Annotated in this window: 18 protein-coding genes; 13 read left to right on the top strand and 5 right to left on the bottom strand. The window is 60.6% G+C overall.

Annotated features, from left to right (window positions below):
- The first annotated feature begins 81 nt into the window (after positions 1–81).
- Complete coding sequence (locus VE934_RS06420; protein WP_324885513.1) at positions 82–2,415, top strand: xanthine dehydrogenase family protein molybdopterin-binding subunit; 2,334 nt, start codon at positions 82–84, stop codon at positions 2,413–2,415.
- Positions 2,416–2,658: 243 nt separating this feature from the next.
- Positions 2,659–3,591 carry a hypothetical protein gene (locus VE934_RS06415; RefSeq protein ID WP_324885511.1) on the top strand — a complete coding sequence of 311 codons (933 nt, stop codon included), beginning with the start codon at positions 2,659–2,661 and terminating at the stop codon, positions 3,589–3,591.
- Between the two features lie 32 nt (positions 3,592–3,623).
- Here the strand turns inward: VE934_RS06415 and VE934_RS06410 are convergent, their stop codons facing one another.
- Complete coding sequence (locus VE934_RS06410) at positions 3,624–4,964, bottom strand: DUF1501 domain-containing protein (protein ID WP_324885509.1); 1,341 nt, start codon at positions 4,962–4,964, stop codon at positions 3,624–3,626.
- 16 nt (positions 4,965–4,980) lie between these two features.
- The gene (locus VE934_RS06405) at positions 4,981–6,405 is read right to left on the bottom strand and encodes a DUF1800 domain-containing protein (RefSeq protein ID WP_324885507.1); all 1,425 of its coding nucleotides are present in this window, start codon (positions 6,403–6,405) and stop codon (positions 4,981–4,983) included.
- Positions 6,406–6,646: 241 nt separating this feature from the next.
- Between VE934_RS06405 and VE934_RS06400 the strand changes: the two genes are divergently transcribed.
- Both VE934_RS06400 and VE934_RS06395 read left to right on the top strand, forming a co-directional pair.
- On the top strand, positions 6,647–7,090 hold the full coding sequence (locus VE934_RS06400) for a nuclear transport factor 2 family protein (protein WP_324885505.1): 444 nt from the start codon (positions 6,647–6,649) through the stop codon (positions 7,088–7,090).
- Between the two features lie 9 nt (positions 7,091–7,099).
- Positions 7,100–7,552, top strand: coding sequence for a MerR family transcriptional regulator (locus VE934_RS06395; protein ID WP_324885503.1), 453 nt, complete (start codon positions 7,100–7,102; stop codon positions 7,550–7,552).
- Positions 7,553–7,685: 133 nt separating this feature from the next.
- Here VE934_RS06395 and VE934_RS06390 read toward each other — a convergent pair whose 3' ends face one another.
- Entirely contained in the window at positions 7,686–8,570 is an 885-nt protein-coding gene (locus VE934_RS06390) for a LysR family transcriptional regulator (protein WP_324885501.1), read from the bottom strand.
- A 98-nt stretch (positions 8,571–8,668) separates the two neighbouring features.
- On the opposite strand from VE934_RS06390, the gene VE934_RS06385 reads away from it, so the two are divergent.
- The 9 genes from VE934_RS06385 to VE934_RS06345 all read left to right on the top strand — a co-directional run bounded on the left by VE934_RS06385 (position 8,669) and on the right by VE934_RS06345 (position 13,265).
- On the top strand, positions 8,669–9,055 hold the full coding sequence (locus VE934_RS06385) for an HPF/RaiA family ribosome-associated protein (RefSeq protein WP_324885499.1): 387 nt from the start codon (positions 8,669–8,671) through the stop codon (positions 9,053–9,055).
- Between the two features lie 43 nt (positions 9,056–9,098).
- On the top strand, positions 9,099–9,371 hold the full coding sequence (locus tag VE934_RS06380) for a zf-TFIIB domain-containing protein (RefSeq protein ID WP_324885497.1): 273 nt from the start codon (positions 9,099–9,101) through the stop codon (positions 9,369–9,371).
- Between the two features lie 28 nt (positions 9,372–9,399).
- Positions 9,400–9,813 (top strand): TerB family tellurite resistance protein, encoded by a 414-nt coding sequence (locus VE934_RS06375; RefSeq protein ID WP_324885495.1) that lies wholly within the window; start codon positions 9,400–9,402, stop codon positions 9,811–9,813.
- Positions 9,810–9,965, top strand: a complete 156-nt coding sequence (locus VE934_RS06370; RefSeq protein WP_324885493.1) for a hypothetical protein — start codon at positions 9,810–9,812, stop codon at positions 9,963–9,965. Before VE934_RS06375 ends, VE934_RS06370 begins: the two co-directional genes overlap by 4 nt.
- 85 nt (positions 9,966–10,050) lie before the next feature.
- Entirely contained in the window at positions 10,051–11,025 is a 975-nt protein-coding gene (locus VE934_RS06365) for a TerC family protein (protein ID WP_324885491.1), read from the top strand.
- Complete coding sequence (locus VE934_RS06360; RefSeq protein ID WP_324885489.1) at positions 11,022–11,537, top strand: universal stress protein; 516 nt, start codon at positions 11,022–11,024, stop codon at positions 11,535–11,537. Before VE934_RS06365 ends, VE934_RS06360 begins: the two co-directional genes overlap by 4 nt.
- A 24-nt stretch (positions 11,538–11,561) precedes the next feature.
- On the top strand, positions 11,562–12,509 hold the full coding sequence (locus VE934_RS06355) for a sodium-dependent bicarbonate transport family permease (protein ID WP_324885487.1): 948 nt from the start codon (positions 11,562–11,564) through the stop codon (positions 12,507–12,509).
- Between the two features lie 4 nt (positions 12,510–12,513).
- Positions 12,514–12,816 carry a P-II family nitrogen regulator gene (locus VE934_RS06350; protein ID WP_324885485.1) on the top strand — a complete coding sequence of 101 codons (303 nt, stop codon included), beginning with the start codon at positions 12,514–12,516 and terminating at the stop codon, positions 12,814–12,816.
- Between the two features lie 29 nt (positions 12,817–12,845).
- Positions 12,846–13,265, top strand: coding sequence for an Rrf2 family transcriptional regulator (locus VE934_RS06345; RefSeq protein WP_324885483.1), 420 nt, complete (start codon positions 12,846–12,848; stop codon positions 13,263–13,265).
- On the opposite strand, the gene VE934_RS06340 is transcribed toward VE934_RS06345, so the two are convergent.
- The gene (locus VE934_RS06340) at positions 13,266–13,733 is read right to left on the bottom strand and encodes a TerB family tellurite resistance protein (protein WP_324885481.1); all 468 of its coding nucleotides are present in this window, start codon (positions 13,731–13,733) and stop codon (positions 13,266–13,268) included.
- 146 nt (positions 13,734–13,879) lie between these two features.
- Positions 13,880–14,206, bottom strand: coding sequence for a helix-turn-helix domain-containing protein (locus VE934_RS06335; RefSeq protein ID WP_324885479.1), 327 nt, complete (start codon positions 14,204–14,206; stop codon positions 13,880–13,882).
- Between the last annotated feature and the right edge of the window lie 157 nt (positions 14,207–14,363).

Below are 14,363 nucleotides of genomic sequence, written 5' to 3'. Positions count from 1 at the left end.
GGGTCTTTTGATGCCTTTATAGTGAGCCTCTCAGCTCGAACAGGCGACCGCTCCCAGCCTGTCCTCTTCAAAAGGCGATTTGTGATCCAGACCCAATCCACATCCGTTCACTCTTCCCGCTTTGGCAGTGGTCAGGCCGTCAGGCGCCTGGAAGACGATGCCTTGCTGGCCGGAGTTGGGCGCTTTGCCGATGACGTGACCGCAGAAGGGCAAACCCATATGTTTTTCGTGCGTTCGCCCTATCCGCACGCTCGCATTGTTTCCGTCGATGTGTCGGCGGCCCTGGCGTTGCCGGGTGTGCTGCAAGTTGTGACTGGTGCCGATCTTGTCGCGGCAGGTGTCAAGCCCATCCCCGGCTCCAGCGGCTTTACACGCGCCGACGGTAGCCCGGTGGCCAGCCCGGTGCGGCGCGTACTGGCTCACGAGCGCGTGCGTTTTGTAGGTGAGGCCGTTGTTGCTGTGGTGGCCCAGACTTTGCAACAGGCGCGTGACGCCGCCGAGGCCGTGGTGGTGGACTATGACGAGCTGCCCATGGTTGTTGACATGAATGATGCGATTGCGCCGGGTGCCGGCACGCTGTGCGATCAGGCGCCCGACAACATTGCGTGCGAAACGCGTTACGGCCGCGTGGACGCCACGGTTGCAGCTTTCGCCAAAGCCCGCCACGTGGTGACGCTGGACATCATCAACCAGCGCCTGCATGCGCTCAGCCTGGAGCCACGCTCTGTGCTGGCCGATGTTGACAAGACCTCACAGCGCCTGACGATACGCATGAGCACACAAATGCCAACCGGTGTGCGCGGGTCGGTTTGTGACGCTCTGGGTCTGGACGTTGACGCTGTGCGTGTGGTGGTGGGTGACGTGGGTGGCGGCTTTGGCATGAAAACCAGCGTGTACCCGGAGGACATTGCAGTTGCGTATTGCTCGCGGGCATTGCAGCGCCCCGTGAAATGGGTGTCAGACCGCAGTGAGGAGTTTGTCTCCAGCACGCACGGTCGCGACGTGCAAAGCCATGCCGAACTTGCGCTGGACGAGACCGGAAAAATTCTTGCCCTGCGTCTGGCCTCTCTGGCCAACGTGGGTGCTTACGCCACGGGCGCCGGTGTGGCCATTCAGTTGTTGATTGGCCCCTGGGTGCAGACCAGCGTGTACGACATTCAGACGATTGATTTTCACTTCAAGGCCGTGCTGACCAACACCGCGCCGACCAGTGCCTACCGCGGGGCAGGCCGGCCCGAAGCCATCTTCACGATGGAGCGGCTGATGGACGAAGCCGCGCGGCAGATCGGTATGGATCGCATTGAGCTGCGCCGGCGCAACTTTATTCAGCCCGCGCAAATGCCCTACAAAAATCCCATGGGCCAGGTGTATGACACCGGCAACTTTGAGTCGGTGATGAATCAGGCCTTGGTGCTGGCGGATTGGGACGGTTTTGGAGCGCGCGCTGCCGAGTCAGCGATGCGCGGACAGTTGCGCGGCCTTGGTATTGCTACTTTCCTGGAGTGGACAGGCGGCAACGTGCTGGAAGAGACTGTCTCCGTCACTGTTCAGGCCGACGGCATCATCGAAGTTTTCACAGCCGTCAACGGCATGGGTCAGGGCATTGCAACAGCCCTGGCGCAATTGGTCGTTGATGCGTTTGGCGTGCCCATTGAACAGGTGCGGGTGGTGATGGGAGACACCGATCGGGGCAACGGCTTTGGCAGTGCGGGTTCACGCTCGCTGTTCACGGGCGGCTCAGCGGTAAGAGCTGGCGCTGACAAAACCATAACATTGGGCAAACAACTGGCAGCTAAAGAACTCGAAGCCTCGGAGCACGACATCGCCTATGCCGATGGCAGCTTCACGGTTGCGGGCACAGACTTGCGCATCGGTCTTTTTGAGCTGGCGGGCCGGCAGGGTGATCAACGCATTTTTGTGGATTCCACCACCACGGTGGCCGGACCCACCTGGCCCAACGGTTGCCACATCAGCGAGGTGGAGCTCGACCCCCAGACCGGGCACGTAGCCGTCGTCGCTTATTCATCTGTCAATGATGTGGGCCGTGTGGTCAATCCCATGATCGTGCGCGGCCAGCTCGATGGCGGTGCGGTGCAGGGCATAGGCCAGGCGCTGTGCGAGCACCTGGTATACGACCGTGAAACCGGTCAACCCATCACCGGCAGCCTGATGGACTATGCCGCGCCCCGCGCCCAAGACACGCCTGAATTCAAAACGGAAATGGATCAGTCAACACCGTGCCGGAACAATCCGCTCGGTGTCAAGGGTGTCGGTGAGCTGGGCACCATTGGGGCCGGCCCCACGGTTGTGAACGCGGTTGCCGACGCGCTGGCGCGTCATGCCATGGGAAGGCAGTCCTCCAGGTTACAAATGCCGCTGTCCCCATCCCGGCTCTGGGAACTGATGCAGGGCTGAGTCCGACTTTTCAAGCTGCGGGACCGGCGCTTACCTCTGCCAATGGTGGAACAGCGCAGCGAAGGCTGCTGCCTCAAATCGGTGCGCCCTGATGGTTGACAACATCTGCTTATAGGCACGTATTTCCCTGGGAGTTCGGGATAAACGCCACTTGTGCGAGGCAAAACGCAGACTCACAATCTGTTACACGGGCCCCAGACTGCCCACACCTTCTTGTTGTCTATCACCGTCTAAAGGGCCTCAATGTTTAACTCCCATTTGCTTGGTGCCGCGCTGGCACTCGCCGCCGCCACCCTGGCCCCTGCCGTCCACGCGCAGACTGCCGCAGCAAGCTCGCAGACTTGTGAAGGCGGCGCGTATTTGAATCCCCAGGTTTTCCGCGGAGAGGCGGCTTATCAGCGCGCCGTGGCCGAGCAGGAAATGCGCACCTTTATCACCAGTACCGGCCTGCCGACTGCGCCACTGTATTCGATCAAACATATTGACGAAGTCACCTCGTCGGGCCGCGCGCCTTATTGCTGGATTTACAGCAATCCGGTGTTCGGACTCCTGAGTGGCTACAAACCCGTTGTGGTCAACAACGAACTGGTCCAGCCCGCTGTGCTGGCCATCACGGATGCCGTTGCCGGTGCGCCAAAAGACGGCAACGTGGTGCTGTTAAAAAGCTTGAGTGAGGCAGATCAACTGGCGGTGCTCGACAAGTTGAAACGCACCAAATGCATGGGCACCGTAGGCGGGGTGGAGTTTGAGATTGTGAAGACCGAGGGGCTGTGCGCGCGCGTGGACCCCATCCCGGCCCAGGTGGCTGTGGGTCAGCAGGGCCTCATTGCCCGCGCCGCCTATGAGTGGGACGAGCAGGGCTGGGTGGGGGTCGCCACGCGCGAGAGCATGGCGGTGAAAGCCAGCACCAAGGGCCTTGCCGGCCGCACCGAGAAGGTCCACCAAACCCGGCTGATTTCCATTCCCACCAAAAACACAAGTCTTGGATTCGGTTTGTACGTGCACCCCAGTGTGCCGGACGCGACGATCAAGAAAGCTGCATCAGCGTTTCAGAAGCTTGCATCCCCATCGGAGCCGCTGGCGATCGCTCTCGATCTCAGCCCAAAATTTGCTTTCATCATCCCGACCAACGAGCAAATCGAGAAGTTGCGCGCGGCCGTCGGCATCCGGAAGTAAGCCGTATCGGAGGCGCGTGCGCAACGCCTGCCTCAGGCCTTGCGCATGACCCCGTCCAGCCGCGAATCCCATGTGGTTCCTGGCAGTACCTGGGCCAGCGCAGACTCGGGCAGCAAAAAGGTTGCGCGCAGCACTTGCGCCAGTACCGCGCGGTAGTCGTGATGCGCGGGCAGGTCCCTGGCTTCATTGAGGTTGCCGCGTGACAGACCGGTCCATGCACCGTGCCAGCGGCCGCCGTTGATGCGGTTGCCGATCAGCCACATGGCATTGCCAAAACCGTGGTCGGTGCCCCTGGTGCCGTTTTCAGCCGCCGTGCGGCCAAACTCGCTCAACACCACAATCACGTCGTCGGGCTCTGAGAAGTACTGCAGCAATTGCGCCAGACCCCGGCCCAGGTTGCTCAGGTTGTTGGCCAGCTGGCCGGTCAGGTTGCCCTGGTTGGCATGGGTGTCCCATCCGCCGGCGGATAAAAACCCGATGCGCAGCTTGCGGTCGTTGCGCATCAGCGTGCCCAGATGTTGGGCATCCAGTTGCAGTCCCACCGGGTCACTCGCGCCATTGCTCGCGGCCAGCATCTGCGCATTTTGGGCCTGCACGGAAGCAGGTGTGCCATCACGGTCCAGCGCACTTGCTTCACGCATGGCCATGTCGCGCCGGTTGTCGGCAGCGGCTTTTTCTGCAGTGAGTTCCTGCGCGCTTTGCATGCGGCTGCCAGCGCCCTGTCGAAACGCTTCGGACACCTTGTCATTGCCGGCGTACAGGTCCAGCAAGGCCTGACGTGTGCGGTCGTTGGCCAGCACGCCGGTGCGCTGGGCGGCTTGGCCGCGCGGGATCAGTTTCACGACCGCCTGTCCGGCCAGGATGGCAGGGTTGGCTTCGCCCACACCCAGTGCCGATGTGGCCGACGGGCTGTGCAACGCGGCTACCTTGTTGAGCCAGCCCGGCGAGGCACTGGTTTTTCCGCTCTGTGCAATTTCCATCTGGTATTGCGCGTCGAAGTGTGAGCGGTTGGGCGCGGGCAGGCCTGCTGCCGGCACAAACCCAAACACGCCTTGCTGCCACATCGGCATCAATGGTGCAAGGGCCGGGTGAAGGGCAAAGGTGTTGTCCAGCTTGAGTGCGGTCTGCATGCTGCCATCAGGCGCCGCAATGGCGATGCCGGGACGCATGCTGTAGTAATCGGCATCCGCATACGGCACAAAAGCCGAAAGCCCGTCATAGGCGCCCCGCAGCAACACAACCACCAGACGGCCTGCGTCCTGCCGCCTGGCCCCGGGGGGCGCATTCTGCGCCCAGACGCTTGAACCGGAGGCGCCCGCCAGGGACAGCCCGGTGCCCAGCAAAAGATGGCGACGAGAGATATGTGGTTCCATCGCGGGACCTCCTGATTTATTTGCTCATGAAGTCGGGGCTGGCCAGCATCAACCCTGCGCGAAGGGCGGGCGGCTCCTGGACGATACGGTCCCGGCTCGCGCTGCTCAAAAACGGCAACAGATAGCTGGGCTCCCCGATACGTGTTCCCAGCGTCATGGCAAAGTCTGCGCGGCGGGTCAGTGCCTCAGGCGCCAACCAGGTTGCCGCGTCGGTTTTGTAGCCGTCGGGTGTTTGCCACCCGTGCATGGGCTGGCCAGCCTGGGATAAAAAGCTCAAGGTGTACTGGATCTCGCGCCGCTCTCTAGCGCCACCGCCAGCGATCAGCGCTGAGCATGCAAAGTCCAGCGGGGTTTTGAACAGTGTGTTTTCTGCGCGCCAGAAATCGGGGGATTCGACCAGCGCGCGCATCACCATCCGGATGTCGCCTTGGGTCTGGGTAAAGGTTGCGGCCAGCCTGTCCACCAGGGCCTGTGGCGGTTTGTCGGCAACAAAAGTGGTGGCCAGCCGCAGCGCGATGCGTTTGGCCGTGGCCGGGTGACGCGCCAGCATGCGGATGGCTTCTTCGCCTTCGGTTACGCCATTGCTGCGGAAGGTGCGGCCCAGCAAGACCTTGTCGCCGTTGTCGTGCAAACGCGGTGCAAAGCGGAAGGGTTCGCCCTGCTGAAGGCCCACTGACCAGCCGGTAAGAATGCGTGCCAGCTCTCGCACATCGTTTTGTGTGTAGCCAGCGTCCACGCCCAGGGTGTGCAGTTCCATCAGCTCGCGGGCGTAGTTTTCGTTCAAGCCGCGCACATTGCTTTGTGCCTGGTCCAGATAAAACAGCATGGCCGGATGTTGTGCACTGGCCAGCAGCATGTCCTCAAACTTGCCCATGGCGTTGGCGCGTATGACGTTGATCACGTAGTGACCCACAAAGGGTCGCACGGTGCCTTTGCCTACAAAAACGTTGAGGTGGTTAAACCAGAACTCGGTCATGCGCGCCAGCAGCGCGTTTTCCATCGACGGGTCGCTACAGGCCATGAGACGCCAGGCGACGGCAGACTGCTGCATTTCTCGGCTGAAGCCCTCAATGTCCGCGCGTGGCGTGGCGGCCGTCATGGGCGGGGCATTGGCCACCCGCTCGCGCAGGGTACGGCGTGCCTCGCGCTCAGCCTGGTAGTTGCGGCCAATCGTGGTGAGCGGGTCGTTGAAACGCAACAGATCCTGCGGAATGGCAGGCGCCCGCTGGCTGGCGGCATGGGCGGCTTCCACCTGTTCCAGCGCCCAGTTTCTGGCGCCAGCCTGCGCGGCATGGGCACTGGCTGTTGTGGGACCGTACCCCAGTCGCGAAGTGGCCCGCCAGGCCGCCGCGGTATTGGGATCGGATTGCGCCAGTACGGGGCTGCAGGCCACGGCCATGAAAAGTATTGCGGCGGTGGCTAAAGAGTGGGGCGGGCGCATGAAGATCTCCTGAACAGGCATTTTGCCCATGCCCAACGCCTGCGCACCTGCACGGGTTGGCAGCTTTACACACCTTTACGGCCTGATGGCTCGCGGGGGTGCCGGACTTTTCATCAAAGACCTTGATCTGGAGTGCACTCGAGCACTTTTAATCGATGCAGGAGACCGGTAAACACCCGGCTTCATTGATCAAAAGCCATTCAGGAAAGACCACATCATGACTTCTGCAAGCACCCCAACAATGACTCCAGCTGTCTATTCAGCCGCCACCAACAAGCAATTGATGCAAAGCGTGATGGCCGAGCTGGCCAAGGGCAATGGCCAGCCGTTTGTAGCCGCCATGGCTGACGACTTTTGCTGGACCATTCCTGGCAGCACGCCCTGGTCGCGTACCTACACCGGCAAGCAGGCCGTCGTCAGCGAGTTGCTGAAACCGCTGTTTGCGCAATTTGCGACGCCGTACACCAACACCCTGCGCCGCATCATTGCAGAAGGCGATATGGTGGTTATGGAATGCGAAGGCAAGGTCACTACCCGGGCAGGCAAGGACTACAACAATATCTATTGCTATGTCTGCCAGATGGAGGGCGGCAAGATGAAAAACCTGATGGAGTACCTGGATACCCAGCTGGTGGCCACCGCACTGGAGACGCCGCAGCTTGCGGACTTGACAGGAAGTTTATAAAGTCAGTCGATGACTCAACAGTTTCTGATTGGCGAACTCGCCGAGCGAACCGGGCGCAGCGTTCACACCATTCGCTGGTACGAGGCGCAAGGGCTGATTCCCGGCGTGCTGCGTAACGAAGGAGGCCGTCGGGTGTACAGCGAGCTGCACCTCAGCTGGCTGGACTTGATGGACCGTTTGCGCCGCACCGGTATGTCGATTGCAGAAATGCGGGAGTACACCGCACTGGTCAAGCAGGGAAGTGCCTCGCTCCGGCAGCGCCAGGCGCTGTTGTCGGCACATCGGGCTGAGGTTCAAAACATGATTGACGAGTGGCAACTTGCGCTCCAGCTGCTTGACAGCAAAATTGATTTTTATGACGAGTGGGTCAGCTCCGGCAAGCGACCCACGGTCAAAGTCAGTCAGCGCGCGGGAAAGGCGTTGAACTCGCTGCCCAAAGAAAAATCCATGCGCCGGGCGTGAAAACCCGAGTCAGTCTCCGGACAAGAATAGCTCCTTATTTGATAGCACAGTGTGTCCATGAATACTGGGCGCGTTGGTCTTTTCTTTTGATACCCGAAGCGGGGCGTTGGCGAATCAGCCCTGCAATACGGCACTAACCCACGGGCGTGAGCAGTCTTTGCACCAGGGGATGCAAAACCTTCTTGTGCGCCCCAATCGCAAAAAAATGTTCCTCCACGCCCTCGCAGGCACCCAGGCGCTTTACCCCATACCGTGCTGTGAGATCGTCGTTTACCAACTCCGCCATCGGGAACACGCCCATGCCCGCGGCGCCAAAAGTCTTGAGCAAAGCGCTGTCCTCAAACTCGCCCACCACGCGCGGCTGTATGCCCATACGCTCGAACCAGTGCTCCAGCCGCGGGCGCACTGCAGCCTGCTCGGTAGGCAGCAACACTGGCACTTTGCCCAGGGACTGGGGAAACCCGCGTCGCGCGGCTGCGTAGAGTGCAGGCGGGGCGTACCACGCCACTCTGCTGGAACCGAGGTCGTGGCTATACACCTTTAGATTGGGATTGGCGGGGGCCTGCCGGTCAGCAAGAACCACATCCAGCCGGTGCAACGCAAGGTCGCCCAGCAGGTCCTCAAACTCGTCCACATGACACAGCAGCCGCAGCGTTGCCTCCTGGGTAACCGGCTGCATCAGGTGACTCACCGCCAGCTTGGGCAACGCATCCGAAATACCAACAACCAGGCGCACCGTGGGAGATCCGACCGCATCCCGTACCAGTTCCGGGAGTTGCTCACCGAGCTGGAAGATGTGCTCGGCCTGGCGCATCGCGGCCAGCCCCGCTTCAGTCAATACCACCCCGCGTCCGGCTGGTTTAAGCAGCGCATGGCCGAGTGATCGCTCTAGTTCACGCACTTGCGCGCTAACGGTTTGCACAGCCATGTCAAGCCGTTCAGCGGCCCGCGCCATACCCCCCTCCTTGGCTACTACCCAGAAGTAATACAGGTGCCGGTAATTAAAGGCTGGATTCATTGTCAGTTTTTTCCGAAGTGTTAGTACTTAATTATCTTCTTTTTATATATGTGACAAACCCCTATCGTTGCGTCCTGTTCAACCGCAAGGAGTCAGTTATGCAAGTGATCTTTGAATCCCGCGACCCGCAAGCCGCCCAAATGCGCGAGGTGGCGGTACGCCGCGTGCGTCTAGCCTTGCGGCGGTTGACCTGGCTGGTGCCACGTGCGCGCGTGCAACTGACCGATGTCAACGCCGGGCGCGGTGGGATCGACAAGCGTTGCCAGGTCGAACTGGTTGCTGAAGGCATGGCCCCGGTTGTTGTGACCTCTATGGCGCGTCACTGGCGTGTAGCGCTGCAAAGCGCCTTGTCCCGCGCTGTTGTGTCATTGCTGCGGCACTGGGGCCGGGCAAAGGACCAGCGGGTTCGCGTCCCCGCCATCGCGGGTGAGTCGCATCGCCGCCTGAGTTCTGCTGAGCGGATGGCGCAACCGTCGCGATCCTGAAACTTTCAGCATTTTTCCCTGTTTAACCTTTTGGAGGCTTTCCATGAAATGTCCGACTTGTCCCGATTCCGTCCTGCTCATGACCGAGAGACAGGGCGTTGAAATTGACCACTGCGCGCAATGTCGGGGAGTGTGGCTTGATCGCGGCGAGCTCGACAAACTGATCGCCCTGTCAAGTGCAACCACACCCGCCACCGCGCCAGCGCGTCCGATGGCGACTGCTGCACGCGAAGACTTCGCTGACTCCGATCACCGGCCCAGCTCGGGCTACTACCCCCGGCGCAAGAAGTCATGGTTAAGCGACATTTTTGACTGAACCTCCACTCTGAAAAAGGAGTCCACCGATGAGAAGCTATCCACAAAACAGTCCCCATGCTGCCGCCCGCATTGTGGCGCTCGCCATGCTTGCTGACGGCAACATATGCAAGGAAGAACTCGATACCCGGGACCGGATCAACGCGCATGAACAGCTCGGGCTGGACAAGGACGGGTTTCATGCAACGGTTCATTCCCTTTGCGAGGACCTTTTGGCCGCAGCCCATGCGAGCTGGGGGACTGCTTGCCGCGTAGACCCCGACATGCTGGAAGCCCTGATGAAGGAAATCGACGCCCCCGAGTTGCAGAGCAAGGTCATTCGTCTGTGCGTTGCGGTGGTGGAAGCCGACACCTATGTTGCGGACAGCGAATCGGTTGTGTTGCTGGCCGCACTCGAACACTGGGGCGCGCAACTCGGAATGCAGACGGTGGAGACACCATGACTGAAGTCAGTCTTGCATTCGCATCACTGGGAATTTTGTTTCTCTGGACCGCATGGCGGGAATTTGTCGCAAAAAACCAGCGAGATGCACAACTGCTGGCCGTCTGCGGCACCGGCGGCGTGGTTGCCGGGGCGCTGGCGTGGTTCGTATGAAATCTGCGCTCCCTTCGGCTGCACCGGACCTAACTATCCCCTTTTATCTGGCATTTCGACCTGACCTGCAGTTGCAGGCAAATTTATGACCAATATCGAATCTTTTGCGACCGGGCCCATGTGGGCTGGATTTTTGGTTTTTGTAGTTGCCATGCTGGCACTTGACCTGTTTGTCCTTGGAGGCAACAAGGCGCACCGGGTATCGGTGAAAGAAGCCGGCAGCTGGGTGGTGGCCTGGGTGCTGCTGGCCGTCAGTTTTGGGGTGCTGTTGTGGTGGTACCTGGACGGTACTGCGGGCCGCGAGGTTGCAAACCGCAAGGCGCTGGAGTTTTTTACCGGCTATCTGATCGAGCAGACCTTGTCGGTGGACAACATGTTTGTGTTCGTGATGATCTTCACCTACTTCGCGGTGCCACCTGAACTGCAGCGCCGTGTCTTGTTGTACGGCGTGATTGGTGCCATCGTCATGCGCGCCGGAATGATCATGGCAGGCGTATGGCTGGTTTCGGAATTTGCCTGGATTCTCTACGTGTTCGGCGCGTTCTTGGTCATCACCGGCGTGAAGATGCTTGTCATGGCTGATCAAAAACCCGACCTGGAGAAAAATCCCTTGCTGCGCTGGCTGCGCGGCCACATGCGGATCACACCCGGGTTCCACGGTGAAAAATTCTTTGTGCGCATTGATGGTCTGCGCTACGCCACGCCGATGTTTCTGGTGCTCATGATGATTGAAGCCAGCGACCTGGTCTTTGCCGTAGACAGCATCCCGGCGATTTTTGCGGTCACGACCGATCCGTTCATTGTTTTCACGTCCAATATTTTTGCCATCATGGGCTTGCGGGCGCTGTACTTTTTGCTGGCCGACATGGCCGAGCGCTTTCATTTGCTCAAGTACGGCCTCGCACTGGTGCTGGTCTTTATCGGCGGCAAGATGCTGGCCATGCCCTGGGTCCACATGCCCGTACAGTGGTCTCTCGCCATCGTCGGGTCGATCATTCTTGTCTCCGTGGTGCTGAGTTTGAAGTTGTCGCCGCGGCAACCTGCAAGGAGTGATTCATGACTCATGTTGAAGTGCCCGGTGCCATGCCCACCCCGGACCACGAGCGGCGGGACGATCTGGGTCGGCTCGTCGCCGTGTCCTGGCACGGCGACGGGGACGGTCAGGCGTCTGGTCCTCCGCGCTGGCTGGTGGCGGTCGATGGTTCGGCGTGCTCCCTGCGCGCAGTCACGATGGTCGCGAGTCTGGCGGCAGGGGATCAGGGCGCCGGGGTCGATCTGGTGCATGTCCAGCCCTGGCTGAACAAGGAGGCCGCCGAGGCTGAACTGGCACGGCGTGGCTGGCAAGTGACGGCGCAGGCGCGGCAGGCGCTTGACGCGGCGTCGATTTCCTGGCGCCTGCATGTCCTCATGGGAGAGGGCGCGCCAGAGATCGCAAACCTGGCCGATGCGCTGGAAAGCCGTGGCATTGCAATCGGCTCCCGCGGTTTGACGGCTACCGAATCCCTGTTACTGGGCTCCGTGGCCTATCGGCTTGTGCATCTGGCCCGTGCACCTGTCTTGTTGGTGCGGTGATGCTTTCCCTGTTGAGCGCTTCTGATGTCTGTCTTTGAACCGGTGATTCTGTTTTTTGTGCTGGGCGCTCTGGCCGGATTCGTGCGTTCAGACCTCAAAATCCCGGGCGTTCTGTATGAGTCCTTGAGCATATTTTTGCTGCTCGCGATCGGACTCAAGGGTGGGGTTGAGCTGGCACGCTACTCCCTGCCAGAGCTGGCAGTACCAGCTCTGGTGGTCGTTGGCGTGGGCGCACTGATTCCACTGGTGGCCTACCCGGTGCTCCGTCGGCTGGGGCGCCTTGGTCGCGCCGATGCCGGATCCATCGCCGCACACTATGGCTCGGTGAGTGTGGTGACCTTTGCTGTGGGCGCGGCCTACCTCGCGCGCCTTGGTGAAGTGGCAGAGGGCTACATGGTGGTGTTTCTGGTGCTGCTTGAGTTTCCGGCCCTTGTGATCGGCGTGCTGCTGGCGCGACGCGGTGAAAGCAACACACCCTGGAAGCAGGTATTGCACGAGGTGTTTGCCGGTAAAAGCATCATCCTGCTGGTGGGTGGCCTGGTGATTGGCTGGGTGGCCGGCGCCGGTGGCATTGCGCCGCTGGACCGCCTGTTTTTTGACCTCTTCAAAGGCGTACTCGCCTTCTTTTTGCTGGAGATGGGTCTGGTGGTTGCCCGGCGTTTTGGGGAGCCGCGCCGCGCCGGAATTTTCCTGATCGCATTTGCTGTCTTCATGCCTCTGCTGGCGGCTGGTCTTGGTCTGCTCACCGGCTGGTGGCTTGGCCTGTCCGTGGGTGGATTGACTTTGCTGGCCACGCTGTATGCCAGTGCCTCGTACATCGCCGCTCCTGCGGCGATGCGCATCGCTGTTCCGCAAGCCAATCCGGCGCTGTCCATAGGCGCCGCGCTCGGCATCACTTTCCCGTTCAACCTGATCGTTGGGATTCCGCTTTACCACCGGCTTGCCCAGTCGCTTCCCCCATTGGGAGTCTGAAACCATGGAACTGACCAATCGAAAACTTGTGACCATCGTGACCGAGGCAGCAATCGAGGACACGCTTGTCCTTGAGTTGGAGCAGCTTGGTGCGCGCGGCTACACCATCACCGACGCGCGCGGCAAGGGCAGCGGTGGCAAGCGCGACGCCACCTGGGGGCCGCAAGCGAACATCCGGCTGGAAGTGCTGTGTGATGTGGCGACAGCCGACGCCATTTGCACAGCTCTGCGTGAACGCTACTCCGACAACTACGCGATGGTGATGTATGTCAGCGATGTTGACGTCATGCGCCCCCTGAAGTTCTGAACAACAACAACCTCACCCGAAAGTCATCCATGCGAATTGTCACCAGAGGGCGTACTGCCGTTGCGGCCATGCTGGAGCTGGCTCAGTACGCCGACCGCAAGCCAGTCGCCCTGGTTCATATCAGCGCCAGGCAAAAAATCTCCCTGTCCTATCTCGAGCTTTTGTTTGCGCGTCTGCGTCAGCGCGGGCTGGTGCGCAGTACCCGGGGGCCGGGCGGCGGATACAGCCTGGCGCGCAGTGCGCTGGACATCACCATGGCAGACATCGTGCTGGCGGTCGATGATTCCGAAGCTATGGTCACCGACCCATCCGATGTCCATGACGGGTCCCGAAGTCAACGCGTGGCGAGCGACTGGCATCTCGAGCTCGAAAGCGCCATGGTGACCTTTTTGCGCTCGGTATCCCTGCATGACCTGGCAAGTGCAAGGAGCCTGCCCGGCCCCGGGTGATCAGGTCAGTCCGGCTGCTTCCTTGGCGCGCATTTTCGCGCCTATGTACTCGCCGTGCGTCACATGCAGCAAACCTGCGATCTTGCTGATCAGGTGGTTCTCGTGAGCGTCCAGATGTTCGTCGGCAAAAGCCACTTGCCACATGTATTCCACCACCTGGATTTTCTGCGGCTGGGTGAAGTGCTCGTTCATGCTGGAGGTAAAGCGGTGATAGTCGTGGCTGGTCTTGGCGGTGTCCTCGGCCAGCTCCAGCAATCTGGCGAGCTCGTCATCAGCCAACGCAAATTTTTCCCGCAGAGAGGCCAGGACCCGGCTGCGCTCCGCCGCGCCCATGGACGTGTCCGCGCGCATAACGTCTACCAGCAGCACGGCGGTTCCCAGCTGGAGTGCGTGCGTCAGTTGCCCGGGTGACTGGCTCTGGGCGGCGCCGGAAAAGGAATCAAACAGATCTTTGAGGGTTCGCAACATTTTCTTGAATTTCCATTGGCCTGCAACTGCAGGGTGTCAGTCGCTATTGGATTAAATGTGTCCAAGGTGGCATTGTGCAAGACGGGGGAACGTTCTGCTTGCGCCGCGGCCAAGGAGGGTGAAAGCGCGCGCCCCCCGAGCCAGCTCTACGCTTGCCGTGCCTTTTGCCACCGCCCGGCCCACAGTACCAGCGGCTCCATGGCGGCCAACAACTCCCGGCCTGAGGGAGCAAGGGAATAACCTTCGCCGCTTGCATGTTCCACCAGGTTGGCGTCCCTGAGTTCGGTCAACCGCACATTCAGAACAGACGACGACACCTCCGCGCAAGCAGTTTGCAGTGTCCGGAAATTGACCGCCCCGCCGCGTAGCTCCCACAGGATACGCATCGTCCAGCGCCGATGAAAGAGGTCGATGGCAGCATTGATGCCGTCCTTGTACGGATTGGCCAGGGTTTTGGTGGTTCGAGTGGTCATGGTGATTTCTGTGCAGGGGACAGCACGAGCATGGCCTGTCGCCCGCATGACTGATTGCTTTGATTTTAGAAGCAAATCCGGCCACAATGAAAACGCTTCTGTTTTAGAAGCAAACGACTGCCTATTCCGCCTATTGCGCCTATCCGCCTGTCAATTG

This window comes from Polaromonas sp. (genome assembly GCF_035638815.1).
In the GTDB taxonomy this organism is placed as follows: domain Bacteria; phylum Pseudomonadota; class Gammaproteobacteria; order Burkholderiales; family Burkholderiaceae_C; genus Polaromonas.
This window is presented reverse-complemented; position numbering and strand designations above follow the sequence as displayed.

Excerpts from the sequence above, each read along its gene's own strand:
- VE934_RS06415 (WP_324885511.1), top strand. The coding sequence starts at position 2,659 with ATGTTTAACTCCCATTTGCTTGGTGCCGCGCTGGCACTCGCCGCCGCC.
- VE934_RS06410 (WP_324885509.1), bottom strand. The coding sequence starts at position 4,964 with ATGGAACCACATATCTCTCGTCGCCATCTTTTGCTGGGCACCGGGCTG.
- VE934_RS06405 (WP_324885507.1), bottom strand. The coding sequence starts at position 6,405 with ATGCGCCCGCCCCACTCTTTAGCCACCGCCGCAATACTTTTCATGGCC.
- VE934_RS06400 (WP_324885505.1), top strand. The coding sequence starts at position 6,647 with ATGACTCCAGCTGTCTATTCAGCCGCCACCAACAAGCAATTGATGCAA.
- VE934_RS06395 (WP_324885503.1), top strand. The coding sequence starts at position 7,100 with ATGACTCAACAGTTTCTGATTGGCGAACTCGCCGAGCGAACCGGGCGC.
- VE934_RS06390 (WP_324885501.1), bottom strand. The coding sequence starts at position 8,570 with ATGAATCCAGCCTTTAATTACCGGCACCTGTATTACTTCTGGGTAGTA.
- VE934_RS06385 (WP_324885499.1), top strand. The coding sequence starts at position 8,669 with ATGCAAGTGATCTTTGAATCCCGCGACCCGCAAGCCGCCCAAATGCGC.
- VE934_RS06380 (WP_324885497.1), top strand. The coding sequence starts at position 9,099 with ATGAAATGTCCGACTTGTCCCGATTCCGTCCTGCTCATGACCGAGAGA.
- VE934_RS06375 (WP_324885495.1), top strand. The coding sequence starts at position 9,400 with ATGAGAAGCTATCCACAAAACAGTCCCCATGCTGCCGCCCGCATTGTG.
- VE934_RS06370 (WP_324885493.1), top strand. The coding sequence starts at position 9,810 with ATGACTGAAGTCAGTCTTGCATTCGCATCACTGGGAATTTTGTTTCTC.
- VE934_RS06365 (WP_324885491.1), top strand. The coding sequence starts at position 10,051 with ATGACCAATATCGAATCTTTTGCGACCGGGCCCATGTGGGCTGGATTT.
- VE934_RS06360 (WP_324885489.1), top strand. The coding sequence starts at position 11,022 with ATGACTCATGTTGAAGTGCCCGGTGCCATGCCCACCCCGGACCACGAG.
- VE934_RS06355 (WP_324885487.1), top strand. The coding sequence starts at position 11,562 with ATGTCTGTCTTTGAACCGGTGATTCTGTTTTTTGTGCTGGGCGCTCTG.
- VE934_RS06350 (WP_324885485.1), top strand. The coding sequence starts at position 12,514 with ATGGAACTGACCAATCGAAAACTTGTGACCATCGTGACCGAGGCAGCA.
- VE934_RS06345 (WP_324885483.1), top strand. The coding sequence starts at position 12,846 with ATGCGAATTGTCACCAGAGGGCGTACTGCCGTTGCGGCCATGCTGGAG.
- VE934_RS06340 (WP_324885481.1), bottom strand. The coding sequence starts at position 13,733 with ATGTTGCGAACCCTCAAAGATCTGTTTGATTCCTTTTCCGGCGCCGCC.
- VE934_RS06335 (WP_324885479.1), bottom strand. The coding sequence starts at position 14,206 with ATGACCACTCGAACCACCAAAACCCTGGCCAATCCGTACAAGGACGGC.